General features: G+C 73.0%; 19 protein-coding genes. 8 read left to right on the top strand and 11 right to left on the bottom strand.

Annotated elements, in window-relative coordinates:
* Window positions 1–159 precede the first annotated feature (159 nt).
* Window positions 160–1,839, bottom strand: coding sequence for a choline dehydrogenase (gene betA, locus AA75_RS30405; protein ID WP_033823511.1), 1,680 nt, complete (start codon window positions 1,837–1,839; stop codon window positions 160–162).
* A 272-nt stretch (window positions 1,840–2,111) separates the two neighbouring features.
* On the opposite strand from betA, the gene AA75_RS30400 reads away from it, so the two are divergent.
* The 8 genes from AA75_RS30400 (at window position 2,112) to AA75_RS30365 (ending at window position 11,776) form a co-directional block, all read left to right on the top strand.
* Entirely contained in the window at window positions 2,112–3,329 is a 1,218-nt protein-coding gene (locus AA75_RS30400) for a sarcosine oxidase subunit beta family protein (RefSeq protein WP_033823510.1), read from the top strand.
* 14 nt (window positions 3,330–3,343) lie between these two features.
* On the top strand, window positions 3,344–3,637 hold the full coding sequence (locus AA75_RS30395) for a sarcosine oxidase subunit delta (protein ID WP_033823509.1): 294 nt from the start codon (window positions 3,344–3,346) through the stop codon (window positions 3,635–3,637).
* A complete protein-coding gene (locus AA75_RS30390; RefSeq protein WP_033823508.1) occupies window positions 3,634–6,531 on the top strand; it encodes a sarcosine oxidase subunit alpha family protein in 2,898 nt (965 codons plus the stop codon). Before AA75_RS30395 ends, AA75_RS30390 begins: the two co-directional genes overlap by 4 nt.
* The gene (locus AA75_RS30385; RefSeq protein ID WP_033823507.1) at window positions 6,521–7,135 is read left to right on the top strand and encodes a sarcosine oxidase subunit gamma; all 615 of its coding nucleotides are present in this window, start codon (window positions 6,521–6,523) and stop codon (window positions 7,133–7,135) included. Before AA75_RS30390 ends, AA75_RS30385 begins: the two co-directional genes overlap by 11 nt.
* A 253-nt stretch (window positions 7,136–7,388) precedes the next feature.
* On the top strand, window positions 7,389–8,405 hold the full coding sequence (locus tag AA75_RS30380) for a GlxA family transcriptional regulator (protein WP_233289262.1): 1,017 nt from the start codon (window positions 7,389–7,391) through the stop codon (window positions 8,403–8,405).
* Window positions 8,402–10,186 (top strand): thiamine pyrophosphate-binding protein, encoded by a 1,785-nt coding sequence (locus AA75_RS30375; RefSeq protein WP_082526935.1) that lies wholly within the window; start codon window positions 8,402–8,404, stop codon window positions 10,184–10,186. Before AA75_RS30380 ends, AA75_RS30375 begins: the two co-directional genes overlap by 4 nt.
* On the top strand, window positions 10,083–10,718 hold the full coding sequence (locus AA75_RS30370; RefSeq protein WP_233289263.1) for an SRPBCC family protein: 636 nt from the start codon (window positions 10,083–10,085) through the stop codon (window positions 10,716–10,718). Before AA75_RS30375 ends, AA75_RS30370 begins: the two co-directional genes overlap by 104 nt.
* Window positions 10,715–11,776, top strand: a complete 1,062-nt coding sequence (locus AA75_RS30365) for a ketoacyl-ACP synthase III family protein (RefSeq protein ID WP_051813769.1) — start codon at window positions 10,715–10,717, stop codon at window positions 11,774–11,776. The genes AA75_RS30370 and AA75_RS30365 overlap by 4 nt, the downstream gene beginning before the upstream one ends.
* Before the next feature lie 209 nt (window positions 11,777–11,985).
* Here AA75_RS30365 and AA75_RS30360 read toward each other — a convergent pair whose 3' ends face one another.
* The 10 genes from AA75_RS30360 to AA75_RS30320 form a co-directional block, all read right to left on the bottom strand.
* Window positions 11,986–12,972 (bottom strand): NAD-dependent epimerase/dehydratase family protein, encoded by a 987-nt coding sequence (locus tag AA75_RS30360; RefSeq protein ID WP_033823505.1) that lies wholly within the window; start codon window positions 12,970–12,972, stop codon window positions 11,986–11,988.
* Window positions 12,973–13,278: 306 nt separating this feature from the next.
* Window positions 13,279–15,843, bottom strand: a complete 2,565-nt coding sequence (lanKC, locus tag AA75_RS30355) for a class III lanthionine synthetase LanKC (protein WP_033823504.1) — start codon at window positions 15,841–15,843, stop codon at window positions 13,279–13,281.
* A gap of 39 nt (window positions 15,844–15,882) precedes the next feature.
* Window positions 15,883–17,544: a daptide biosynthesis intramembrane metalloprotease gene (gene mpaP, locus AA75_RS53560; protein WP_051813767.1), complete on the bottom strand. Its 1,662-nt coding sequence runs from the start codon at window positions 17,542–17,544 to the stop codon at window positions 15,883–15,885.
* Between the two features lie 106 nt (window positions 17,545–17,650).
* Window positions 17,651–17,812 (bottom strand): daptide-type RiPP, encoded by a 162-nt coding sequence (locus AA75_RS49955; RefSeq protein ID WP_158515584.1) that lies wholly within the window; start codon window positions 17,810–17,812, stop codon window positions 17,651–17,653.
* 103 nt (window positions 17,813–17,915) lie between these two features.
* Window positions 17,916–18,077 (bottom strand): daptide-type RiPP, encoded by a 162-nt coding sequence (locus tag AA75_RS49950; protein ID WP_158515584.1) that lies wholly within the window; start codon window positions 18,075–18,077, stop codon window positions 17,916–17,918.
* Window positions 18,078–18,183: 106 nt separating this feature from the next.
* Window positions 18,184–19,365 (bottom strand): daptide-type RiPP biosynthesis dehydogenase, encoded by a 1,182-nt coding sequence (gene mpaC, locus AA75_RS30340; protein ID WP_051813765.1) that lies wholly within the window; start codon window positions 19,363–19,365, stop codon window positions 18,184–18,186.
* Window positions 19,362–20,645 (bottom strand): daptide-type RiPP biosynthesis aminotransferase, encoded by a 1,284-nt coding sequence (gene mpaD / locus AA75_RS30335; protein WP_063794466.1) that lies wholly within the window; start codon window positions 20,643–20,645, stop codon window positions 19,362–19,364. Before mpaD ends, mpaC begins: the two co-directional genes overlap by 4 nt.
* Window positions 20,642–21,505 (bottom strand): daptide-type RiPP biosynthesis methyltransferase, encoded by an 864-nt coding sequence (gene mpaM / locus AA75_RS30330; protein WP_233289261.1) that lies wholly within the window; start codon window positions 21,503–21,505, stop codon window positions 20,642–20,644. The genes mpaD and mpaM overlap by 4 nt, the downstream gene beginning before the upstream one ends.
* Before the next feature lie 8 nt (window positions 21,506–21,513).
* Entirely contained in the window at window positions 21,514–22,491 is a 978-nt protein-coding gene (mpaB, locus tag AA75_RS48145; RefSeq protein WP_304441504.1) for a daptide biosynthesis RiPP recognition protein, read from the bottom strand.
* A 20-nt stretch (window positions 22,492–22,511) separates the two neighbouring features.
* A complete protein-coding gene (locus AA75_RS30320) occupies window positions 22,512–23,438 on the bottom strand; it encodes an LLM class flavin-dependent oxidoreductase (RefSeq protein WP_233289260.1) in 927 nt (308 codons plus the stop codon).
* Between the last annotated feature and the right edge of the window lie 732 nt (window positions 23,439–24,170).

Below are 24,170 nucleotides of genomic sequence, written 5' to 3'. Positions count from 1 at the left end.
ACGAGACCAAGGCCACCGCGCTGAAGGCCCGCGTGACCGCACTGGCCGAGAAGTACCCGCTCTACCCCGGGCGGTAGACCCGCGACCTGTCGACGCCGCCCGGCCGGCCTCCGGACCGGTCGGTCCGGAGGCCCGTCGGGCCGCGCGGCCCGGTGCGGATCAGGTGGCCCTGCGGTGGCGGTAGAACTCGGTGTGGTCCGGTTCGAGGGGGGTGTTGCCGAGGAGGAGGTCGGCGGCCTTCTCGGCGAGCATCATGACGGGGGCGTAGATGTTGCCGTTGGTCACGTACGGCATCGCGGACGCGTCGACCACGTGCAGCCCCTCCACGCCGTGGACCCCCAGGGTGGCCGGGTCGAGCACCGACATCTCGTCGGTGCCCATCCTGGCGGTGCAGGAGGGGTGCAGGGCGGTCTCCCCGTCCTCGGCGACCCACTGCAGGATCTGTTCGTCGGTCTCGACCTGCGGTCCGGGCGAGATCTCCCCGTCGCTGAACTCGGCGAAGGCGGGCTGCCCGAGGATCCTGCGGGTGACCCGGATCGCCTCGACCCACTCCCGGCGGTCCTGCGCCGTGGAGAGGTAGTTGAACCTGAGGGCCGGGTGCTCGCGCGGGTCCCTCGACCTGATCTTCACCGAGCCGCGGGCGTCGGAGTACATCGGGCCGATGTGCACCTGGTACCCGTGCCCGCCGGCCGGCGCGGAGCCGTCGTAGCGCACCGCGATCGGCAGGAAGTGGAACATGAGGTTGGGGTAGTCGACGTCCTCGTTGCTTCGGACGAAGCCGCCGCCCTCGAAGTGGTTGGTCGCGCCCGGGCCGCTGCGCAGGAAGAGCCACTGCGCGCCGATGAAGGGCCGCCGCCACATCTTCATCGCCGGCTGCACCGACACCGGACGCCTGCACGCGTGCTGGACGTACACCTCCAGGTGGTCCTGGAGGTTCTCGCCGACGCCGGGCAGGTGCTGGACGGCCTCGATGCCGAGCGCGTCCAGTTCCGCCGCGTTGCCGATGCCGGAGAGCTGCAGCAGTTGCGGGGAGTTGACGGCGCCACCGGAGAGGATCACCCTGCCGCCGCTCGCCCGGTGCAGGGTGCCGCGCCGGCTGTACTCGACGCCGACCGCGCGCCTGCCGTCGAGCAGGACCCGGCCGACGTGGGCCCGGGTCCGCAGTTCGAGGTTGGGGCGGTTGAGCACCGGGTGCAGGTAGGCGCGGGCGGCGCTGAGCCGGCGCCCGCGGCGCACGTTGCGGTCGAAGGCGGCGAAGCCCTCCTGGCGGTAGCCGTTGACGTCGTCGGTGAGCGGGTAGCCGGCCTGCTGGACGGCCTCGAAGAAGGCGGCGAACAAGGGGTTGGCGACCGGCCCGCGCTCCAGCACGAGGGGGCCCTCGTGGCCGCGGAACCCCCCGCCGCCGGCGGCCGGGCCGCGGACCTCGCGGTCCGCGAGGCAGTTCTCCATGCGCTTGAAGTACGGGAGGCAGTGGGCGTAGTCCCAGTCCTTCATCCCGGGGTCGGCGCCCCAGCGCTCGTAGTCGAGCGGGTTGCCGCGCTGGAAGATCATGCCGTTGATGCTGCTGGAGCCGCCGAGGACCTTGCCCCGGGCGTGGTAGATCCGCCGCCCGTTCATGAAGGGTTCCGGCTCGGACTCGTACTTCCAGTCGTAGAACCGGCTGCCGATCGGGAAGGTCAGCGCGGCCGGCATGTGGATGAAGACGTCCCAGGGGTAGTCCGGCCGGCCCGCCTCCAGTACCAGCACCCGGTTGGACGGGTCGGCGCTGAGCCGGGCCGCGAGCGCACAGCCGGCCGAACCTCCGCCGACGATGATGAAGTCGTACTGCTGCAAGGTCATGGTGTCCTGCCGTTGCTCTCGGGGCGGTGACGCCGTTTGCGCGAGTCTGGCGAGGTTGCTGCAGGTCTGCGGGGGCACGGTGACGCGCGGCGCCCGCCGCGGCTTCCGAACGGCGAGTTTCGCTAGGTGAAACTGCGTTCATAGTGCGCAACAGTTTCGGGACCTGCCGGAGGATCGTCAAGGCCCCCAGCGACCCCCTTGTCAATCTGTTGTGCGACACGCAACAGTGTGCGTAGTCTGAAACAGCGTCGTCTCTCCCCAGGAGTCCCGCGATGTCCCACCGGCTGCCCGAGCACCCCGACTGGCTGTGGCGCACCCCCGACCCCAGGCGCTCCTACGACGTGGTCATCGTCGGGGCCGGCGGCCACGGCCTGGCCACCGCCTACTACCTCGCCCGCAACCACGGGATCACCAACGTCGCGGTACTGGAACGCGGTTGGCTCGCCGGCGGCAACATGGCCCGGAACACCACCATCATCCGGTCCAACTACCTCTGCGAGGAGAGCGCGGCGCTGTACGAGCACTCCCTGAAGCTCTGGGAGGTGTTGCCGCAGGAGCTGGAGTACGACTTCCTGTTCAGCCAGCGCGGCGTGCTCAACCTCGCCCACACCCTCCAGGACGTCCGCGAGGGCACCCGCCGGGTCAACGCCAACCGGCTCGGCGGGGTCGACGCCGAGTGGCTGGACACCGACCAGGTGCGCGAGTTCTGTCCGATCGTCAACACCTCCCCCGAGGTGCGCTACCCCGTGCTGGGCGCGACGCTGCAGCCCCGGGCCGGCATCGCCAAGCACGACCACGTCGCCTGGGCACTGGCCCGCAAGGCGGACGAGTACGGCGTCGACCTGATCCAGGGCTGCGAGGTCACCGGATTCCTTCGCGACGGCGACCGCGTGGTCGGCGTACGGACCAGCCGGGGACCGATCGGCGCGGGCAGGGTCGCACTGGCCGCCGCCGGGCACAGCAGCGTCCTCGCCGACCTGGCCGGACTGCGACTCCCCGTACAGAGCCACCCCCTGCAGGCGCTCGTCTCCGAACTGCTGGAACCCGTGCACCCCACCGTGGTGATGTCCAACCACGTGCACGTGTACGTGAGCCAGGCCCACAAGGGCGAGCTGGTCATGGGTGCGGGCGTGGACTCCTACAACGGCTACGGCCAGCGCGGCTCCTTCCACCAGATCGAACACCAGATGGCCGCGGCGCTCGAACTGTTCCCGATCTTCGGCCGGGCGCACGTGCTGCGCACCTGGGGCGGCATCGTCGACGTCACCCCCGACGCCTCGCCGATCATCGGCCCGACGCCGGTCGAGAACCTCTACCTCAACTGCGGCTGGGGCACCGGCGGTTTCAAGGCGACCCCCGCCTCCGGCTGGGTGTACGCGCACACCATCGCCACCGGCGAGCCGCACCCGCTGAACGCACCCTTCGCGCTGGAGCGGTTCACCACCGGCGCCCTCATCGACGAGCACGGCGCCGCCGCCGTGGCGCACTGACCGGAGGACCACACATGCTGCTGATCGCCTGTCCCTGGTGCGGCGAACGGGACGAGCTCGAATTCCACTACGGCGGCCAGGCCCACGTCGCCCACCCCGCCGACCCCGAGGCCCTGTCCGACGGCGAGTGGGCCGAGTACCTGTTCGTCCGCGACAACCCCAAGGGCCCTTTCGCGGAACGCTGGTCGCACGCCGCCGGCTGCCGGCGCTGGTTCAGCGTCGTCCGGCACACCGTCACCCACCGGATCCTGGCCGTGCAGAGCAATCACCCGACGGCGGCCGACGGGACGAAGCCGGTGACCGCGTGACGCGATCCCACCGCCTCCCGTACGGCGGACGCGTCGACCGCTCCGCCCCCCTGCGCTTCACCTTCGACGGCGTGGAGTACACCGGCCTGCGCGGCGACACGCTCGCCTCCGCCCTGCTCGCCAACGGCGTCCTGGACGTCGCCCCCAGCCTCTACGGCAGGCGGCCGCGCGGCATCGCCACCGCAGGCGTGGAGGAGCCCAACGCCCTGGTCCAGGTCGACGGGCCCTGCTCGGAGCCGATGCGACTCGCAACCACCGTCGAGCTGTACGAGGGCCTCGCGGCGACCGGCCTCTGCGGCCTCGGACGCCTCGACCCGACCCCCGACGAGACCGTCCACGACAAGATGCACATCCACACCGACGTCCTGGTCGTCGGCGCCGGCCCGGCCGGACTCGGCGCGGCCCTCACGGCCGGGCGTTCCGGCGCCCGCGTCGTCCTGGTCGACGACCAGCCGGAACCCGGTGGATCCCTGCTCGCGGGGCGGGAGTCGATCGACGGCCGCCCGGCACTCGACTGGGTCGCGGACGCCCGCACCGAGCTCGCAACGCAGACCGACACGCGGATCCTCACCCGGTCCACGGCGATCGGCTACCACGACCACAACTACCTGCTCGTCGCCGAGCACCGCACCGATCACCTCGGCCCGCACCCCGTCCCCGGCATCTCCCGCCGACGCCTGTGGCACATCCGGGCCCGCCGGGTGGTCCTGGCCACCGGCGCCCACGAGCGGCCGATGGTCTTCGCCGGCAACGACCTGCCGGGCGTCATGTCCGCCGCCGCCGTCCGCGCGTACGTGAACCGGTACGCCGTCCTCCCCGGCCGCCGGGCCGTGGTCCTCACCACCAACGACCACGCCTACGCCACCGCGCTCGACCTGGTCGCGGCCGGTGCACAGGTGGCGGCACTGGTCGACACCCGGCCGAAGCCGCCCGCCGACCTGGTCGACCGCGCGCGCGGCGCCGGGATCGAGGTCGTCACCGGATCGGCCGTGGTCGGGACCCGGTGTGGGACGGCGGTCCCCCCGGGCGACGGCGGGGCGAGGATCGCGGCGGTCCGCATCGCCGCGCTCGACGCCGAGGACGCGATCAGCGGCCCGATCCGCGAGGTGGCCTGCGACCTGCTCGCCGTCTCGGGCGGCTGGAGCCCGGCCGTCCACCTGTGGAGCCAGTCCCAGGGCACCACCCGCTACGAGGACGAGCAGGCCGCGTTCGTCCCCGCGCAGGCCGCGCAGGACGTCGTCAGCGCCGGATCCGCCCGCGGCGTCCTCGACCTCGCCGGGTGCCTCGGCGACGGGTTCGCCGCCGGAGCCGCGGCGGCCGCACTGGCGGGCTTCCCCGCCGCCGCGGCCCCGCCGCCGCCCTGCTCCGGCGACCGCCCGCCGGCCCGGCCGCGGCCGGTGTGGATCGTGCCCGGCGAGACGGGCGGCCCCGCCGACTGGCACGACCACTACGTCGACCTCCAGCGTGACGCGACGGTAGCGGACGTACAGCGCGCGATCCGGGCCGGCATGCGCTCCGTCGAGCACATCAAGCGCTACACCACCATCGGCACCGCGCACGACCAGGGCAAGGCCTCCGGGGTGAGCGCCACCGGCGTCATCGCCCGGCTGCTCGGCGCCCGCTCGCCGGGCGACGTCGGCACGACCACCTACCGCGGCCCGTACGTCCCCACCTCCTTCGCCCTGCTCGCCGGGCGTGAACGCGGCGCCCTCTTCGACCCGGTGCGCACCACCTCCGTCCAGCCCTGGCACGTCGACCACGGTGCGGTCTTCGAGAACGTCGGCCAGTGGAAGCGCCCCCGGTACTACCCCCGGCCCGGGGAGTCCATGGCGGCGGCCGTGGAGCGCGAGTGCCGCGCGGCCCGCGAAGGCGTCGCCGTCATGGACGCCGGCACCCTCGGCAAGATCGACGTGATCGGCCCCGACGCGGGCGAGTTCCTGAACCGCGTCTACACCAACGCCTTCGCCAAGCTGGCCGTCGGCTCCGCCCGGTACGGGGTGATGTGCCGGGCCGACGGCATGGTCCTCGACGACGGGGTGACCTTGCGCCTGGCGGACGACCACTTCATCACGACGACCACGACCGGCAACGCCGCCGCCGTCCTGGACTGGCTGGAGGAGTGGCTGCAGACCGAATGGCCCGAGCTGCGGGTGCGGCTCACCTCGGTGACCGAGCAGTGGGCCACCGTCGCGGTCGTCGGCCCCCGGTCCCGCGGGGTCGTCGCGGCCCTGGCCCCGGACCTGGACGTGTCCAACGACGCCTTCCCCTTCATGACGGCCCGCCGGACCCGCCTCGCGAGCGGTGTGGAGGCCCGGATCTGCCGGATCTCCTTCTCCGGCGAGCTGGCCTTCGAGATCAACGTCGCGAGCTGGTACGGCCTCGCCACCTGGGAGTCCGTCATCCGGGCCGGCGAGCCGCTGGACATCACCCCGTACGGCACCGAGACCATGCACGTGCTGCGCGCCGAGAAGGGCTACCCCATCATCGGCCAGGACACCGACGGCACGGTCACCCCGCAGGACCTCGGCATGGAGTGGATCGTCTCCCAGCGCAAGCAGTTCATCGGCAGGCGTTCCTTCCGCCGCGCCGACACCGCACGCGGCGACCGCAGGCAGCTGGTCGGCCTGCTGCCCGTGGACCCCGCCGTGCTGCTGCCCGAGGGCGCGCAGCTGGTGGCGGACGCCGAGGTGTCGCCGCCCGCGAAGGCGCTGGGGCACGTCACCTCCAGCTACCGCAGCGCGGCACTCGGCCGCACCTTCGCGCTGGCACTCGTCACGGGCGGGCGGAACCGGCTGGGCGAGACGGTCTACGCACCGCTGCCCGGCGGCGTGATCGCCGCGACCATCACCGACGCCGTCCTCTACGACCCGAAGGGAACCCGCCGTGACGGCTGACACCCTGCGGCGCAGCCCGCTCGGCCACCTCGCCGACGTGCTCGCGGCACACTCGACCGGCGGAGAACGGGGCGTCCGCCTGCGCGAGGTGCCCTTCCTCGCACAGCTCGACCTTCAGCTCCACCCGCACGGGCCGGCCGCACAGCGGATCGCCACGGCACTCGGCACGCCACTGCCGACCGCTCCGAACACCGTCACCGCCGGCGGGCCGGACGACCTCCAGGTCCTCTGGCTCGGCCCGCAGGAGTGGCTCGTGCTGGGCCCGGACGGTTCCGCGCCCACCACCGCCGGGCTGCTGCGGGCGGCGCTCGCGGACGAGCCCGGCTCGGTCGTGGACGTCGGCGCGAACCGCACCACGCTCGAACTGGCCGGCCCCGCCGCCCGCCACGTCCTGGAGAAGGGCTGCGCGCTCGACCTGCACCCCCGCGTCTTCGGGCCGGGACGCTGCGCGCAGACGCTGCTCGGCAAGGTCAACGTGATCCTCCACCAGGTCGACGCCGAGCCGGCCTACCGGCTGCTCGTGCGGGGGTCCTTCACGCAGTACCTGACGGACTGGCTCCTCGACGCGATGGAGGAGTACCGCCATCCCCCGCTCCCGGCCTGAGCCGACCCGGCCGGCGTGGGTCCACGCACCGCCCGAACCGGACGGGTACGGGCCCCGCCGGCCCTCGGCGCGGTCGGGCCCGACGGTCCCGGCCACCCTGGACGCTCTCGGTATGACTCATTTCACACAGCTCCTCACTCTCCGCCGACAGGGCTGGTCAGTACCGGTCCGGGGCTCCCCGGCCACGGCCCGTGGCCGAATTCGTCAGTAGGCCGTCATTGCCGCCGCCCTGCGCCGGATACAGGCTGTGACTGTGCATCAGCGACGTGTTGTGGTGGTGGTCTACTCCGGTGCACAGGCACTGGACATAGCCGGTCCGGTCGAGGTGTTCGACACCGCGAACCGCAGGCTCCCCGAGACGGGTGTCCGTTACCGGACCGAGTTCGTCTCCGCCGACGCACCGCTCGTGCGGACCTGCTCGGGCATGGTGATCGCGGCAGAGCCGCTCGACGCGGGGCGCGGCCCGATCGACACCCTCCTCGTCCCGGGCGGATGGAGCCTCAGGGAGGCCTTGGCGGACCGGGAACTGCTCGGGTGGATCCATCGGGCGGCGGCCCGGTCGCGCCGGGTCGCCTCCGTGTGCGGCGGGGCGTTCCTGCTCGCCGAGGCGGGCCTGCTCAAGGGGCGGCGCGCCACCACGCACTGGGCGTACTGCGAGGAGATGGCCCAGCGGTATCCGGACGTGACGGTGGACCGCGAGCCCATCTTCGTGTGGGACGGCCGTTTCGTCACCTCGGCCGGGGTGTCCACCGGGATAGACATGGCCCTGTCCCTGGTGGAGGCCGACCACGGTGCGGCGTTCGCGCTGGAGGTGGCGCGGTTCCTGGTCCTGTTCTTCAAGCGCAGCGGCGGGCAGTCGCAGTTCAGCGCGGTTCTGGACGCGCAACTCGCCGATCGCGCCCCGATTCGCGCGGCGCAGGAGTGGATCCTCGCGCACCTCGAACTACCGCTCCCCGTACCCGAGATCGCCGAGCGCGCCAACATGAGCCTGCGGAACTTCGCCCGGGTGTTCCGGCGCGAGGTGGGCACACCCCCGGCCCAGTACATCGAACAGATGCGCCTCGCCCGGGCCCGCAAGCTGCTGGAGAGCACCGATCTGCCGGTCAGCCAGATCGCCCGGCGCTGCGGGTTCCCGGCTCCCGAGACGTTCTTCCGCTCCTTCGGCCGGGCCCTGGAGCTGACCCCGAACGAGTACCGCCAACGGTTCCAGACCGTCTCGCCGGCCGGCCTCGTCGTCCGTCCCGACCCGTCCGACAGGAGCACCGCATGAGTGCCGAGGTCCGGCTCGTCGACTACCTGGCGAGGGAGTTGGCCAGGTCCGGCGTCAGGCACGTGTTCGGTGTCGGCGGCGCGAACATCGAGGACCTCTTCGACGCCCTGCACGCCACCGGCGACGTGATCCGCACCGTCGTGGCCAAGCACGAGTTCTCCGCCGCCACCATGGCGGACGGGCAGGCCCGGGTCACCGGGCGGCTCGGCGTCGTCGCTGTGACGTCGGGCGGCGGAGCGGTGAATCTGGTGCCGGGGCTGGCCGAGGCGTACGCCTCGCGGGTGCCGATGCTGGCGTTGGTCGGACAGCCTCCCACCGGGCAGGAGGGGTTCGGGGCATTCCAGGACTCCAGCGGCAAGGCGGGTTCTTTCGACGCCCGGGCCCTGTTCACCCCCGTGACGCGGTTCTGCGCCCGGGTCGGTGACGCAGCTTCGATCCCGGAGCTGCTGGCCCGGGCGGTCGCGGCGGCCCGGGCCGATCCCAAGGGCCCGGCCGTGCTGCTGCTTCCCAAGGACGTGCAGCGGGCTCCGGTCGAGCTCCGGGAGCCGCTGCGGACCGCGCCTGCGGTCCGGACACAACCCCACGTCCCGGACAGCGTGGTGGACCTCCTTCGCGCAGCGCAACACGTCCTGGTCATCGCCGGTGAGGGCGTGGCCTCGGCCGACGCACGCCCGGAGCTGGCCGACGTGGCGCGGCGGCTCGGTGCGTGGGTGGCCGTCACCCCGGACGCCAAGGACGTGTTCGACAACCGCGAACCCCGGTTCGCCGGGGTGGCCGGGGTGATGGGTCACGAGAACGTGGCGCGGTGCCTGCGGAAGGCCGACGCCTGTCTGCTGGTGGGCACCCGGCTGCCGGCGCTGGCACGCGGCGGCCTGGAGCGGGAACTGGCCGGGACGCCGGTGGTCTGCATCGATCCCGAGCCGCCGTTCGTGCCCGGGATCCCCCTCCGCGGCGATCTGCGGGACACCCTGCGCATGCTGGCCGCCCGCCTCGCTCCCGGTCCGCACCCGCCCCCCGACCATGCCGGGCCCTCCCCCCTGCCGACACCGCGTACCCGGCCCGCCGGCTATGCCGCGGCGGTGGCCGCGGTCGAGGCCGCGCTGCCACCGGACGCCCACGTCTTCGTGGACGCCGGAAACGCCGGGGCCAGCGCGATCCACCTGCTTCCGGCCCCGCGCCAGGGACGCTTCGTGGTGGCCGTCGGCATGGGCGGCATGGGCTACACCTTCGGCGCCGGCATCGGCGCGGCGCTGGCCACCGGGCAGCGCACGTACGTGATCGCCGGTGACGGCGCGTTCTTCATGCACGGCATGGAGGTCCACACCGCGGTCGAGCACGCCGCGCCCGTCACATTCGTCATCCTCAACAACAACGCCCACGCCATGTGCGCCACGCGGGAGCACCTGTTCCTCGGCGCCGCGAACCCCGCCAACCTGTTCCGCCCGGCGGACATCGCCGCGGGCGTGGCCGGCATGTTCCCCGGCCTGGACGTGACCCGGGCCGAGGACGGCGCACAGCTGCGCCGCGCCCTGCTGCGGGGCAACGCGGGCACCGGCCCGGCCTTCGTCACGATCGACCTCGACCCCGCCGAGGTACCGCCCTTCCTTCCCTTCCTGAACACCACCGGCCGGCAACCGGCCGAGAACGAGGAGACCGCCCATGACCGCGGACCAGTCCGTGTTGGCCGGCATTCCCGGCCTGACCAGGATCGAGAACACCGGCCTGGAGCAGCTGACGGCCCGCTGCGCGGCGCTGACCCGGCCCCTCTACCCGCACGGTGAGGTCTACGGGACCTACTGCACGATCCAGGAGTACGTCGACTGCCCGCCGGCGCAGACCTACGAGTACCTGAGGCAGGGGCACCACCTGGAGGAGTGGACGTTCAGCCTGCGGAACTTCGCACCCTCCGGGACTCCCGGGCTCTGGGTCGGTGACGACCGCCTGGAGGAGCAGACCAAGATCTTCTGCAGGGTGGAGACCAACGCCGAGGCCATGACGGTCGACTTCCACTGCTCCTGGGACCAGGGGGACGAGCTCTGGATGGTGTACCTGATGCGCGTCCTGCCGGCCCGGTCGGTGCTCGGCAGGCCCGGCTCCGTGATCACCTGGACCAACTGCAGGCACCCGTACTACGACGCGAACCCCCACCCGGGCCTGGCCCCACGGGCGGGCCGCCCGTGGGTGGGCGACTACTGGGACCTGTTCTACGCCGGCCACACGCTGGAGATGGGCAACCTCAAGGCGATCCTGGAACACCGTCACCGGAACGGCCTGCCGGTCGGCTCCTCCCCCACCACGGCGGTGGCGCGGTGACCACGGTCAGCCTCGTCGACGTCGCCGGCTACCTGCCCGGGCAGCCGGTCCCCGCCGAGTTCTACACGGACCACCCCGGCGCGGAGGACGGGCTGCGCGACAGTCCCATGTTCAGGATCCCCCCGATGCGGCACCACGTGGCCACGGACGAGAGCAACGTGGACATGGTCGAGCGCGCGGTCGCGCCCCTGATCGAGCGGCACGGAGCGGACGAGATCCGTTCCGTGGACGTCCTGCTGATGCACAGTCAGCTACCGGACACGCCGTTCGTCGGGGCCGGCACCGAGGTGGCCCGCCGGCTGGGGCTGAAGCCGCGGTGGCTGGTCGACGTGGCCAACGCCGGCTGCGCCTCGTTCGTCCACATGCTCGAACTGGCCCGGCAGATCCTCACCACCACCGACGCCAGGACCGCGCTGATCTGCAACGCGCAGAGCGCAGCCGGCCAGTTGTTCACCCAGCCCGACGTGCGCCGACTGGCCCAGGCCGCGATCCCCGGGGACGGCTGCGGGGTGGGGTACGTGACCACGTCGGGGAGCTCTCCGGTACTCGAGGTGGTCACCCGCCATATCGTCGAGCACGGCGGCGACATGACGGCCGTGCTCGATGACGGCCGCAAGTACTGGGAGCCGGGCGAGTCCCAGCTGCGGATCGGCTTTACCGAGGCCTCCACCGCCAGGGTCCTCGAACGCGGCAACCGCCTGGTGCCGGAGGTGGTCACCGACCTGTGCCGACGGCTCGGGGTCGACACCGGCGAGATCGATGTGCTGGTCACCAACCAGCCCAACCGCACCTTCCTGCGCAACTGGCGGGAGGCGCTGCGGCTGCCGCCGCACCGACACCCCGACACCTTCGACCGCTGCGGAAACCTGTTCGGCGCGGCGATCCCCATCACCCTCGACCACGCCGTCCGTTCGGGACGGGTCAAGGACGGCGACCTGGTGGTGCTGGGCGGCTTCGCCCATGCGGGCGACTACGCGGGTGCGGCCGCGGTCCGATGGGGCACCGGCCGCACCGCCCCCTCGGCCGACCGGCCCGCCCCCGCCGACCCGGTCGGGTGAGGGGGAAGACAGGTGCCTGAGCTGCGGCAGCGGGCGTCGCAGCACGGCGATCCGCGCGCGTACCGGGCCCGTACCGGGAATCGCCGTTGCCCACGCGTCGGTCGGGGCAGGGATCGACGGGTCGGTCGTCCCTCCGCATCACCGAGAAGTCCGTCCCGTTCGTCAGCGGCGAGGTGGCGGCCCTGACGAGACCGTTCAGTGACCGCCCGTCAGCCGCGCAGCGCGGCGGCCTCGGCCTCGGAGGTCAGCCCCGGCACCGGGCGGTCGGGACGCTGCGGGGAGACTCCGCCCAGCCCCTTCAGCCACTCCCACGTGTCGGCGACGGTCTCGGCGACAGGCCGGCAGCGCAGCCCGTCCGCGAACGCCCTGGACGTGTCGGCGCCGTAGACGAACTCGTGCAGTTCGCCCGGCGGGACCCAGAGCGGCAGCTCCGTCCACGGCTCGATCCCGGCGGCAGCGATCCGCTCGGGGTCGGTCCAGCGCAGCTCCGCATCCGATCCGGTGGCGGCCACGCACGCCTGCAGGAGCTCGGCCATGGTGGCGTGACCCGGCCGGCTCACCAGGTTGTACGGGCCGGACAGCCCGCGCGCGGCGACGTCCAGGGCCCAGCGCGCGAGGTCACGCGTGTCGACGTACTGGAGTGGCAGGTCGCGCGGGCCGGGGGCGAGGACGGGGCCGCCGCGGGCGATCCGATCCAGCCACCAGGTCAGCCGGCCGACGTCCTCCCCCGGGCCGAGGATCAGGCCGGCGCGCAGCAGCAGCGACCGCGCCGCGCCGAACGCGCCGGTGACGGCGAGCTCCCCACCGCGCTTGGCCTGCGGATAGGGGACGTCGCCGTCGTCGGGTGAGCCGTCCAGCAGGACGCCGTTCTCGGCGGCACCGTGATCGACCGGGTCGGCGTACACGGACAGGCTGGAGACGTACACATACCGGCCGGCACGCTTCGCGAGCGCGTCGGCCGCATCGCGTACGGCCGAGGGCCGGGCGGACCAGGTGTCCACCACCAGGTCCCACTCGCCGTCGCCGAGGGCGGCCAGCCCGTCGGCGGCGGTGCGGTCGCCCTGAAGGACGGTGGCTCCGGCCGGCGGCCGGCGGATGCCACGATGCAGAAGGGTCACGTCCCAGTCGCGGGACAGTGCCTCGTTGACGATGGCGCGTCCGACGAAGCCGGACCCACCGAGCATGAGAAGTCGCATGCCGACCACTGTCCGCACCGAACTGCCGGTTGGTCCACCCCCATCAGCCATCAGCGGAATCGCCGTCAGCTGAACCCGGACCTGCGGTCGTCGAGGCGGCTGGCGCTCCGGTTGACGGCGAGCCCGAGTACCCAGTCGGTTTTGGGGCGCCGGACGAGCTGGTGGGGTTCAGCGGGCGCTGCCGGGGTTTCGGTCGGCGTCGGTGCCTTCGACCATGAGGCTGGTCCGATCGATGGGGCGGAAGCGGTCGCCGGAGGCGAGCTCGACGTGGGGCTCGACGGATCCGCGGCCGCCCGCGGGCGCGGTTCAGTGGTGGCTCTCCAGGAACGGCAGGGTGGTGCCGCCGGTGCCCAGCGCGGCGTCGAGGGCGAGGAGCACTCCGGCGGAGCCGGTGCCGAGGTCGTTGGAGCGGCGTAGGAAGTGCGCGCCCAGGAACTCGGTGTGGCGCCCGGTGTGGACGGCGTGCCAGTTGAAGGCCGCGAGGTGGCGGCGCAGGGCTTGGGTGTCGTCCGGCGTGCCGCGGTTCAGTTGCCGCAGTGCCAGGACGAGGCCGGCCCGGCCGGTGAACAGGCCGGCCCGGGGGTGGAATTCGGTGGTCAGGGCGGTGCGGCCGCGTTCGAGGGCGGAGGTGAGGCGGGGGTCGGGCAGGTGTGGCAGGAGTCGGTCGGCGATCATGGCTGGGCCGGCGCTGCCGATGCCCAGGTACGGCATGCTGCGCGGTGGCGCGGAGCGCTCGCCGGGGCCGGTGAGGCCGAGCTCGGTCAGGTCGTGGTGGAGGGCGTCGGCGGCGGCGGGCAGCAGGGAGCGGTCGCCGGTGTCCTCGGCGAGGCGCAGCAGGAGGAGTGCCGTGCCCGAGTGTCCGTGCAGCAGTCCGGGCCGGGCCGGGCCGGTGCTGTCGGTAATGCCGGTGATGCCGGCGGCGAGTTGGTCGCCGAGTTCGCGGGCGCGGGTGAGGAGTTCCCGGTCGCCGGTGGTGCGGGCGAAGTGCAGAAGGGTCAGTCCGATGCCGGCGCGTCCGGCGGCCAGGGTGTGGTCGAGGTGGTCGAGCCTGGAGGTGGCGACGTGTTCGAGGAGGTCGTGGGCGTGGTCGGTGCGGCCGAGCCGCTGGAGGGTGAAGGCGATGCCCGCGAGGCCGTCGTAGAAGCCGAGGCGCGGTCCCGGAGTGACCGCGGCCGTGGCCATGGTGTGTGCGGCGTCGTCGAGCCAACGGATGTGGGCGTCGGGGATGTCGGTGCCGGCTTCGGCCAGGGTCCAGAGCACCCCGGCGGCGCCGTGGGCGAAGGCCGCTCCCCCGCCCGAGGTGGTGAACTGTTCGATGTCGCCGGGGTAGAGCCGGTCGGTGCGGTCGGGGGTGGCGCTGCCGAGGATGCCGCCGGTGATGGCGTCCCGCAACGTGGGCCAGGCCGCTGCGGAGGGGGCCGGCGGCTCGGCGGGTGCGGGCCGGGTCGGGGTCGGGCCGGTCTGCTGCCCGGCGTCCAGGTCGCGGCGTACCTGCTGCTCGAAGTCGTCGGGGACCGGGAAGCGGGCCGCGATGAGGGAGAGGAGCCGGTCCGGTTCGTGCGGTGCGTGGTCGAGCAGCGCGGTCATCGGGGCGAAGAGGGCCATTCGCAGGCAGCCCAGCGCGTAGCGGTCGAGCGCGGCGCCGCGGTAGTGGTGGGGGGCGCGGAAGCCGGGAACGCCGATCACCTGGGGTGCTGCGGCGGTGATCGGGGTGGCGGTCTCCAGGTCGATGAAGGCGATGGTGCCGTCGGGCCGGACGAGGATGTTTCCGGGGTGGAGGTCGCCGAAGACGACGCCGCGGTCGTGCATGGCGTCGATCGTCTGCTCGATCTGGTCGAGGATGCCGAGTGCCCAGGCGGTGTACCGGCGGGCATTGCGGTCGTCGAGCGTGCCGTCCGTCCAGGGGTTGGCCGTGCCGCCGCCGAGGTTGAGTGCGGTGCCGTCGACGAGTTCGCGGGTGAGGTAGTAGTGCTCGTGGCCTCTGCGGTAGTCGATGAGTTCGGGGATGGCCTGGATCCCGGCGAGCGTCTTCAGGGCCCGGCGTTCCTGCTCGAGGCGGGTGACCGCGTCGGTTCCCTGGGCGTCCAGGCCGGCGAGCGGGCGGGCTTCCTTGACGAGGACGGTGCGGCCGGTCGCGAGTTCCGTGGCTTCGTAGACTCCGCCGCCGTTGGAGAAGTGCAGGGCTCTGCGGACCGTGAAGGGCAGGCCGCGGCCGGTGCCGGCGGTGCGGGCGGCGACGGCCTCGTCGAGGCAGGGTGGCAGGGTCACCCAGGCGGGCGGGTGGAAGCCGGGGCCGCGCCGGTCGGGCACCAGGCGGCCGTCCGGGTCCTCGATGCAGGGGATCCGGCGGCCGCGGGCGTCGGTGGTGGTCCGCAGGACGAAGCCGCCGTAGCGGACGTACAGGGGGCCGTTGCGCCAGCGCAGGTCGCTGAGGATGTAGGGGCCGGGCTCGCCGTCGAGCAGTTCGCCGAGTTCGGTGAGGACGGTGGTGAACTGCTGTTCGTCGCGCGGGTAGACGGTGATGAACTTCCCGCTGCTGCTGCGGTCGCCGTACTTGCTGTTGCGGTTGGTGAGGATGCGGGCGCTGCGGATGAACTTGTACGGGATCCGCCGGGCTTCGCAGAAGGCGCGGGCGGTCGCCAGGACCGGTTCGGCGCGGTCGGGGACCGTCGAGACGTGGATCTTCCAGCCCTGGGTGGGGAGCCGGCTGTCCCGGGGGGCGTGGAAGGACCAGTGGGGGTTGAGTTCGCGGGTCCAGCCGTCGGGTAGCGGGTCGCGGGTGGCGGGGTAGTCGGCCGCCGCCTGGTCCTCGGAGGGGAGGTCGAAGTACGGGCTGTCCGGCTGGCAGTGCTGGATGTAGTGGAGGAACACCGTGTCTTCCGGGGTCGGGGCGGGTGGCGGGGCGGCGGTTCAGCGCCAGCAGGGAGCCAGGTAGGTGTCGTACAGCCAGTGCGCCAGTGTGTCGGTGCCCACCGTGAGTTGGGCGTTGCCGGTGCGGTCCGGGGGAGTCCGGGCGGCGGTGAGCGGGTACGCGGTGGCGGGGAGCGACAGGGTGGTGCCGGCGACGGGGACGAGTGCCGAGATCGGTGCGGTGGAGGCGGTGCCGTGCTCGGACGCGATCACGGCCTCGCCCGTCGTGGTGCTGCGGACCAGTCCGGTGCGGTGGAGGTGGACGGGCGTTCCGGCGCGGATGGCGGAGCGGTCGGCGGAGGAGGGCAGCAGCAGTTCCAGCTGTCCGCCGTCGCGTACGGCGTAGCCGCCGGCCACGGTGCAGGGCACGCGGACGAGCAGCAGCGCGCAGACGGCGGCGGCTGTCAGCGCGGTGGCCGACAGGGCGATCCGCCATCGGGGGGCGCCGGCCGTGCGGGCCTCGGCGGCCGTGCGGACGGCGCCGCGGAGCAGCAGCCACAGCAGGTAACCCGCGGCGCAGACCATGACGATCGCGCCCGCGGTGCCGGTCCGTTGGAGCAGCGGGGCGAACGAGCCGAGCGCCGGGACGACGATGAACACGGGGGCGGCCGTGCAGGCGAGGCCGAACGGGACGGCCCAGCGCAGCTGCGGCAACTCCGGGCGGTAGCGGCCGCCGTAGAGGAGTCGGGCGATCCGGTGGCGGGCGTCGGTGGTCGCCAGGTCCCTCAGATGGGGGATGTCCAGGTGGCTCATCAGGGCCAGGTAGCCGTCCAGCCGGACCACCGGGAGCAGGTTGAAGGCGCCTGCGACGTAGCCGGCCGCGGCGAACAGCAGCATGCCGTCCTGCCAGTGGCCGGGGGGCGGGAGGAGGGCCGCCAGCGCCGTGCAGCCGGCGATGACCCACTGGGTGGCGATGCCGGCGAGGGCGACCCGGACGCGCTGCTCGTTGCGCGGCAGTCGCCAGCCGTCGGAGACGTCGCAGAAGAAGGCGGGCGAGAGGTAGAACAGCATCACGCCCATCCGGCTGGGCCGTCCGCCGTAGTGGGCGAGGACCGCCGCGTGGGCGAGTTCGTGCAGGGCGCTGGCGAGGAGCATGGCGCCGATGACGCCGGCGTACACGCCTGGCGGCAGTGGCCGGCCGAGGGCGTCGGACAGTTCGGGGGCGCGTGCGGCCAGCGCCGCGAGGCCGGCGGAGGCGAGGAGCGCGCCGATGACGCCCCACCTCTTCAGCCCGAGGAGGGCCAGGGCGGGGAGGACTCCGGACAGCAGGCGCTGCGGGTGGACGACGGTCAGCTGCAGGGTCAGCGGCGGTACGACCTTCAGGCGGGGGGTCCGCCGGGGTGCGCCGCGCTTCGGGTCGCCGTTGTCGAACACCTTGGCCGTGACCAGTCTGCGTACGGCCGTGTCGACCACGGCGGTGGTCCAGGGTGGGCCGAGGAGGGCGGCCAGTTCCTCGTGTCCCCGGGTGCCGTCGGCGGCCCGGGCCAGGCGGGCCAGGTCGGCGCCGACCCGCAGGTACTGTCCGCCGCGCTGGATGGTCCACGGTGCGGCCGCGCCGGTCGGCGGGTGGACGGTCACGTGGTCGGCGAGCCGGGGGCGGCGGATGTGCTCGCCGTCCGTGGCGCTCCCGTCCTGCGGGGCGACGGCCGTGTCGCTGGTCAAGGTCTCTCCCTCGGGTCGCTCCGGGTCCGGCCGTGGCCGGGCGGGGAGCGGGTGCCGGGACGCGGGGGTGCTCCCCCCGCGTCCCGGCACCGCCGGTGTCATGGCATCAGGTGGCGACGATGACGCTGCCGATGCTGACGGTCGCGACGCTCCACACGGCGTTGCTCCAGTTGAACGGGGCGTCCATGCCCTCGAGCTCCTGCATGTCGAGCTCCAGGTCCTGCATGCCCAGCTCCAGCTCCAGCGAGCTGTTGATGTTCTCCTGCACGGTGTTCTCCTCCTCTCCGAAGGTCAGGGACGGTCGTGAACGGTGGGGCTCCCGGCCCGCCGCGGGACGTCGGATGTCCTGCGGCAGGTCCGGTGTCGTGCCGTCAGGTGGCGACGATGACGCTGCCGATGCTGACGGTCGCGACGCTCCACACGGCGTTGCTCCAGTTGAACGGGGCGTCCATGCCCTCGAGCTCCTGCATGTCGAGCTCCAGGTCCTGCATGCCCAGCTCCAGCTCCAGCGAGCTGTTGATGTTCTCCTGCACGGTGTTCTCCTCCTCTCCGAAGGTCGGGGACGGTCGGGGGTCGTCCGGTCCGTCACCGCACGCGGTGGTGGACCGGAAGCTTTCGGTGGTGCGCCGCCCGGGCTGCTCAGCGCGCCGCGGGCCCGGGTGCGGGTACGGCGTCGCCGAGGATCTCCCGGACATCGCCGAGGGTCAGGCCGCCCAGGGCGGGCAGTCCTGCTCCCCAGGCGCGGACCGTGCGGCGCGCGATCGCGTCCAGGTCGGCGGGGTGCGCCGTCGGGCGGTGGTCGACGCCCCAGTGCTCCAGCAGGGCGGCGATGCCGGCCGACGGGTCGGCGGGCAGTGGCCGGGGGGCGGCGGAGCGCAGCTCGTTCCACAGCCGTTCGAGCCGTTCGGCCGAGCCGAGTCGTCCGTCGCCGGCGGTGGTTCGCCGGAACAGCGTGGGGAGCAGGGCCGCGACGGCCGTCATCTTGCGGATGCCGAGGGCGGTGGACAGTTCGTTGGCGAGGTACCAGCCGCGCAGGGCGTAGGGGTCTCGGTCGAGCTGGAGCCAGTCGCCGTGGGTGAGGGCGCTGAGCCGCGCGACGGCGCCGCGGACCTGCTCCCCCGGGCCGTCCTCGACGGCCCGGTAGCCCAGGCCGAGGAGTTGGGTGGCGAGCGTGCCGGCGAGCGCGTCCTCGACCGGGCGGTCCTGCGGGTCGCCGACGTAGACCCCGGCCACCCGGAACAGCGCCTCCAGTACGCCTTCGACGGCGAGTTCGGCGGGCAGCCCGGTGGTGGCCAGCGGGTCGTGCAGGGCGAGCTCCGGTGCGAGTGACCGGCCGACGACCAGGCGCTTGCCCTGCGCGGTGTTCAGGCAGGCGACGCGGCTGACCTCCGCGCCGGTTCCGAGCGTGGTGGGGACGGCGAGCAGCGGCAGCGGCCGGGTGTTCTCCCCCGGCAGCAGGACCAGCCCGCTGCGCTGCGGAGCGGTGAGCCGGGGAAGCACGCCGGGGTCGCCCGCCAGTGCGGTCGCCAGCTTGGCCTGGTCCAGGAGGCTTCCCCCGCCGACGGCGGCGACCAGCCGGGCGGGGCCGTGCCGCAGCCGGTCGGCCAGTGCGACGACGGACTCGAGCGTGCCCGGTCCGTCCAGCGGGACCACCTCGTGGACCGGCAGGGCCCGGACGACCAGCGCGGCGATCGCGCTGTCGGTGAGGTGCGCGTCCACGAGCAGGACCGTGCGGGTCCCGGACGCGTGCCTGGCCGCCCATGCGGTGAACTCCGCCACGCTGGGCAGCACCCGGGTGGGCTGCGGCCATCGGCCGGTCACCGGTCGCCTCCCGCAGGTGCGCCGGGGCCGGGGACGAAGCGGGCGAAGAACGCCTCGGCACCGCGGACGACGCAGTCCAGGAGTTCGTCGAGGTCCTCGTCGGTGTAGGTGAGCGCGGGGATGAGCTGGATGCCATGAGGGCCCGGGTGGACGATGGCTCCGGCCTCCCGGACGGCCGCGACCAGGTCGGCGACGTGCTCCGGCGCCAGCGGCCCGCCGTCGGGGGCGGCGAAGCCGAGGTAGCGGAAGCAGCCGACGCCCTGGGTCACGGTCAGCTGGGGCAGCCGGTCCCCGAGGGACTTCAGCTCCGCGTCCAGCCGCTCCGACAGGCGGTGGCTGAGGGTCTCCGCGTCCAGTCGCCGCATCTCCTCCAGCGTGGCCAGGATCGCCGCGCAGGTGATCGGGGTGCCGGCCTGGGTCTCGGCGTGGACGAACACCGCGTCGGCGTCGGTGAAGGCCGCGTCGACGTCGTGGGCGACGAGGACCGCGGCGGCGGCGCAGGTGCCGTTGGTCAGCGCCTTGGAGAGGATCAGGAGATCCGGCCGCCCGGGCCACCGGCTGGAGGCGAGGTAGGGGCCGGTCCGGGCGAAGCCGGTGGCGACCTCGTCGGCGACGAGCAGGAAGCCGTGCTTCTCGCGCAGGCGCAGCAGCGCCGCGACGAACTCCGGGTCGAGCGGCAGCGCTCCGTTGCCGAGCACCGGTTCGACGACCACGGCGGCGACCTGTCCGCCCTGGCGGGCGAACAGTGCGTCGAGTTCGTCGACGGCGTTGGGGGTGACGTGGCGGACCAGCCGCTGGTCCACGCCGTACATCCGCTGCCCCAGGTCGCCGCCGGAGAGCGCGAAGCTGCCGAAGGTGAGGCCGTGGTAGCCGGTGCGGAGGCCGACGACCAGGGTTCGCTGCGGCTCGCCGCGCAGGGCGTGCAGGTGGCGGGCGAGTTTCATCGCCAGGTCGTTGGCGGCGCCGCCGGAGGTGGAGAACAGCACCCGGCCGAACCGGTCGCCGCCGCAGAGGTCCACCAGTGCGTCGGCGGCCCGGCGGGCGTAGGTGTTCTCGTAGCGGAACACGCTCAGGTACGAGGCCTCGCGGGCGGCACCCGCGACGGCGTCGGCGATGGCCTCGTTGCCGTAGCCGAGTGCGGTGTTCCACAGGCCGCTGGATCCGCAGAGCAGTTCGCGGCCGTCCGCGAAGCGCACCCGGACCCCCTGGGCGGAGATCGCGCACAGGTCGTCGCGGCCGTGCCGGCTCGGGGCGAGCAGGTTGGGCCACACGGCGCTCACGCGGCGACCTCCGCGACGAGCAGCACGTCGTGGTGGTGGCTGCCGGTCGCCGGGAGCGACCGGCGCTGCGTCAGCACCAGTCCGGCGAGCGCCAACTCGGCCTCCAGCTGCGCCACCGGGAAGACTCCGATGCGGGTGGTGCACACCGTGATCGGGAGCTCCGCCATGTCGAGGGGATGCGGGAAGACCGTGACCGTGCGCGCGTCGGCGCCCTCGGTCCAGTGCTCGTACATGCGGAAGCGGGTGCCGTCCGCGCAGTCGACGTCCATCACCTGTTCGGTGGTGGCGCTGCCGAAGTCCGTCACGTCCACCGCGGTGAGCAGGAACTTCCCGCCGGGGGCGAGGTGACGGCGCACGCAGCGGTACAAGCCGGCGCGGCCGGTCGCGTCCAGCAGCGAGACGGAGGTCGCACCGAGCACGATCGCGCCGAACTCCCGGCCCAGCTCGAAGGAGCTCATGTCGCCGGGGACGACGGTGCAGCGGTCGCGTCGTGCGGCGGGTACGGCCCGCAGGCGCTCCTCCAGGATCCGGATCATGCCCGGTGCCAGTTCGAGGGCGGTCAGCTCGCGTCCCAGGGTGAGCAGTGGCATCGTCAACCGGCCGGAACCGGCGGCCAGTTCGAGGACGGCGCCGGAGGTGGAGCGCAGTGCGGCGACCAGTTCGCGCACCTCCAGGGGTGAGCTGCCGGCGATCGCGTGGTAGACCGGCGCGCCGGCCTCGTCGTACAGGTCGTGGAGCTCGGCCCGGTCGCCGAGTTCGGCCAGCAGCGCACCGGCCCGGCCGGGCACCGCGGCCCTCGGGTCGGCGCCCGGGGCTGCGCTCGGCCCAGTGCTCGGGTCAGTACTCGGGTCAGTGCTCAAGTCGGTGTTCACAGGGAGACCCCCGCCCGCTCGAAGAACTGCTGCACCTTCAGGAGGGCGGCCCGCGGGGCGTACTCGGCGGCCGCCTCGACCGATCCCTGGCAGAGCAGCAGTTCGGCGAGCTCCGCCGCGGCGCGGTTGAGTTCGAACAGCCGGGATCCGTCGGCGGTGTAGAGGTAGGCGGACTCGTCGGTCCACAGCACCAGCTGCCGGGCCTGCGTCCGGGCCGGTTCGACGGCGTCGTTCTCGGGCCGCAGGCGTCCGCCGAAACCGGAGGCGCGCACCCGCAGGACGCCGCGGGACCGCAGCTCCCTCAGCGCGTCCACGGCCAGGAGGTACTCACCGAGCCACGGCCGGGCCGCCAGCTCGACTGCGCGCACCGTCTCGGGAAGCGCCGCGGCGAGGGTGACGGCACAGGGGTGCACGCTGGCGGCGTTCGCCTGCTGCCAGGCGGCCTCCAGGTCTGTCAGGTCGTCGCCCAGTCGCCCCAGCGCCGAGCCGTACGGGGAGACCGTCAGCTCGCCGCCGGCCCGGACGTACAGGCGGTGCCGTGGGCCGGCTCCGTCCAGCGGCGCGCCCAGCCCCGGGAGATCCGCGACCAGCAGCGCGGGATTCGCCAGGAACTCGGCGAATTCACCCTTCTCGCGGGCGGTGTCGGCATCTCCCAGCCACACCTCGAAATCCGCCTCGTCCGTGATGCGGACCAGTGTGGGACCGATCACCGAAACGTACTGGGTGATGCTGTAGTTCTGCACCTGGAGATAGAAGTCGTCTCCGAGGGAAGCCTCGGTGTCGCATTCGTGGAACGACCCGCCGTAGCCGACCAGATTGTCCCCGAGGTCCATCCGGTCACCCGGGACGAAGATCTGGTGGTGGCGGTCCCCGGACGCCGTGTCGAGCATTTCCCGCACCTCCCCGACATGCCGGGAGTCCTCCAGGACAATGACCCGGCCGCCCGGGCCCCGACTGCCGGTGGCCCAAGCCATCAGATCGCGCATCTCTCCGCTCATCGCGTTCCCTCCGTGCCACTGAGCGCAGTGACGATCGTCTTGATCTGCTCCATGGCCGCCTGCGGCCCGCGGACCTGTGCGACACCGGTCAGATTGATGACCACTTCGTCCACGCCGGAATTCCAGAAATCACTGATCTGCTCCACGAGCTCGTCCACCTCACCCCCCAGGAAGGCACCGCCCTCGAGCAGGGACCGCGCGTCCACCAGGGGGTCGCCGCTGCCGACGTCGACCCCGGCGCGCCTCAGCATGTCGGCGTAGTGCGGGGCCGCCATGTGCGAACCGCTGCCGGCCACCACGACGGCCTCGACGTCCAGGTCGGGCAGCGGCAGCGCCATCGGCACCATCGCGACCACCCGGGGAACGGGACGGCCCGCCGCCCCGGCCCCTTCGCGCAGCGCGGGCAGCACCGTCTCCCGCAGGTAGGACGCGGGCGTCAGCCAGGTGATGGCGGCGTCCGCCACCCGGCCGGCCAGCCGCGCCATGCCCGGTCGCAGCACCCCCAGCCCGACCTGCACCTCCGGCGCAGGCGACGGCGGCAGCGCACCCTCGCAGTGGAAGTACTCGCCGCTGAAGTCGAGCTGCCGGCCCTGCAGCAGCCCGCGGACGACGGTGACGTACTCCTCCGCCGCGGTCAGCGGGCTGGCGTAGGCCTCGCCGCGCATGGCGCGCTGCATGTCGGGGCGCCCCGGGCCGAAGCCCGCGAGCACCGGGTGGCCGGTGGAGACCGCCAGCGAGCGGGCCTGCATCGCCGCTTCGTAGGGATGCTTCAGCGGCATGAGGCTGACGCCCAGCCCCGTCGGCACGCCGAAACCCGTGCCCGCCGCGTGGGCGAAGCCCTGGTGCGCCTCGACCGTCAGCGATTGCCCCTGCCATAGACGCGCAGCCCGGGTCCAGTGCACCAGCGCCGCATAGGTGGCCAATTGTTCAGGCCGTCGCGGCACGAATGGAACCAGGATCGAAAAGGATGGCACTGAATCACTCCGGGCATGACTGAATTACTCCGGACACAAGGGATCGCCGGTCGGCCCGGATCGGAGAACCGGGAATGGCGGGACCACAGGGCGGAAACATTGACGAATCGAGTCGGTTCCATCCGGCACCGCGACCGGACTGCGCGCTCACGGCGCACACCGGTCGGCAGCCGTTGCCCCCCGGCGGGCCATTTGAGCAGGCGTCGGCGCCGGGATTCAAAGAAAGGATGGTGGCGAAGGGCGGGAAGAACGGCCCGCGACCCTGTCAGATTGGCGGTGAAGGCCCGTCATCCGCCTCGGCGGACGACCACCGGCCCGAAGTGTGCGACAGAGACGGTTTCTCGTACGAGCTGCATCGAAAACCCCCGTGAACAGATGCATGCATAACAATGAATCAGACGTTAGCACACGCCTGCGATCATGCTGAAACGACGCCGACCGGCCTTGACTTTGTCTCTGAATCTTCTCCCCAACTTCCCCGCATGGAGGCCGGAACCGGCTCCGGCGGCACTCGGCGGCGGACACGGGGCAGGACCGGCCGTCCCGCCCGCGGGAGCTGCGCACGGCCAGGGGGAAACGGTTCGGGGGCGGTCCCGGCGTCTGACCGCATCCGCCACCGCGATCTACCGCCTCACCTGGCCGAGCACCGGCTCCCACGTGGCGATCAGTCATTTCCTGGAT

It is taken from the genome of Kitasatospora sp. MBT63, assembly GCF_000710465.2.
Lineage (GTDB): Bacteria > Actinomycetota > Actinomycetes > Streptomycetales > Streptomycetaceae > Kitasatospora.
The sequence above is the reverse complement of the archived record's forward strand: the minus strand, read 5'-3'. Positions and strand labels throughout refer to the sequence as shown.

Bases quoted from the DNA above. Each gene is read 5' to 3' on its own strand.
- betA (WP_033823511.1), bottom strand. From the start codon at position 1,839: ATGACCTTGCAGCAGTACGACTTCATCATCGTCGGCGGAGGTTCGGCC.
- AA75_RS30400 (WP_033823510.1), top strand. From the start codon at position 2,112: ATGTCCCACCGGCTGCCCGAGCACCCCGACTGGCTGTGGCGCACCCCC.
- AA75_RS30395 (WP_033823509.1), top strand. From the start codon at position 3,344: ATGCTGCTGATCGCCTGTCCCTGGTGCGGCGAACGGGACGAGCTCGAA.
- AA75_RS30375 (WP_082526935.1), top strand. From the start codon at position 8,402: ATGAGTGCCGAGGTCCGGCTCGTCGACTACCTGGCGAGGGAGTTGGCC.
- AA75_RS30360 (WP_033823505.1), bottom strand. From the start codon at position 12,972: ATGCGACTTCTCATGCTCGGTGGGTCCGGCTTCGTCGGACGCGCCATC.
- mpaB (WP_304441504.1), bottom strand. From the start codon at position 22,491: ATGGCTTGGGCCACCGGCAGTCGGGGCCCGGGCGGCCGGGTCATTGTC.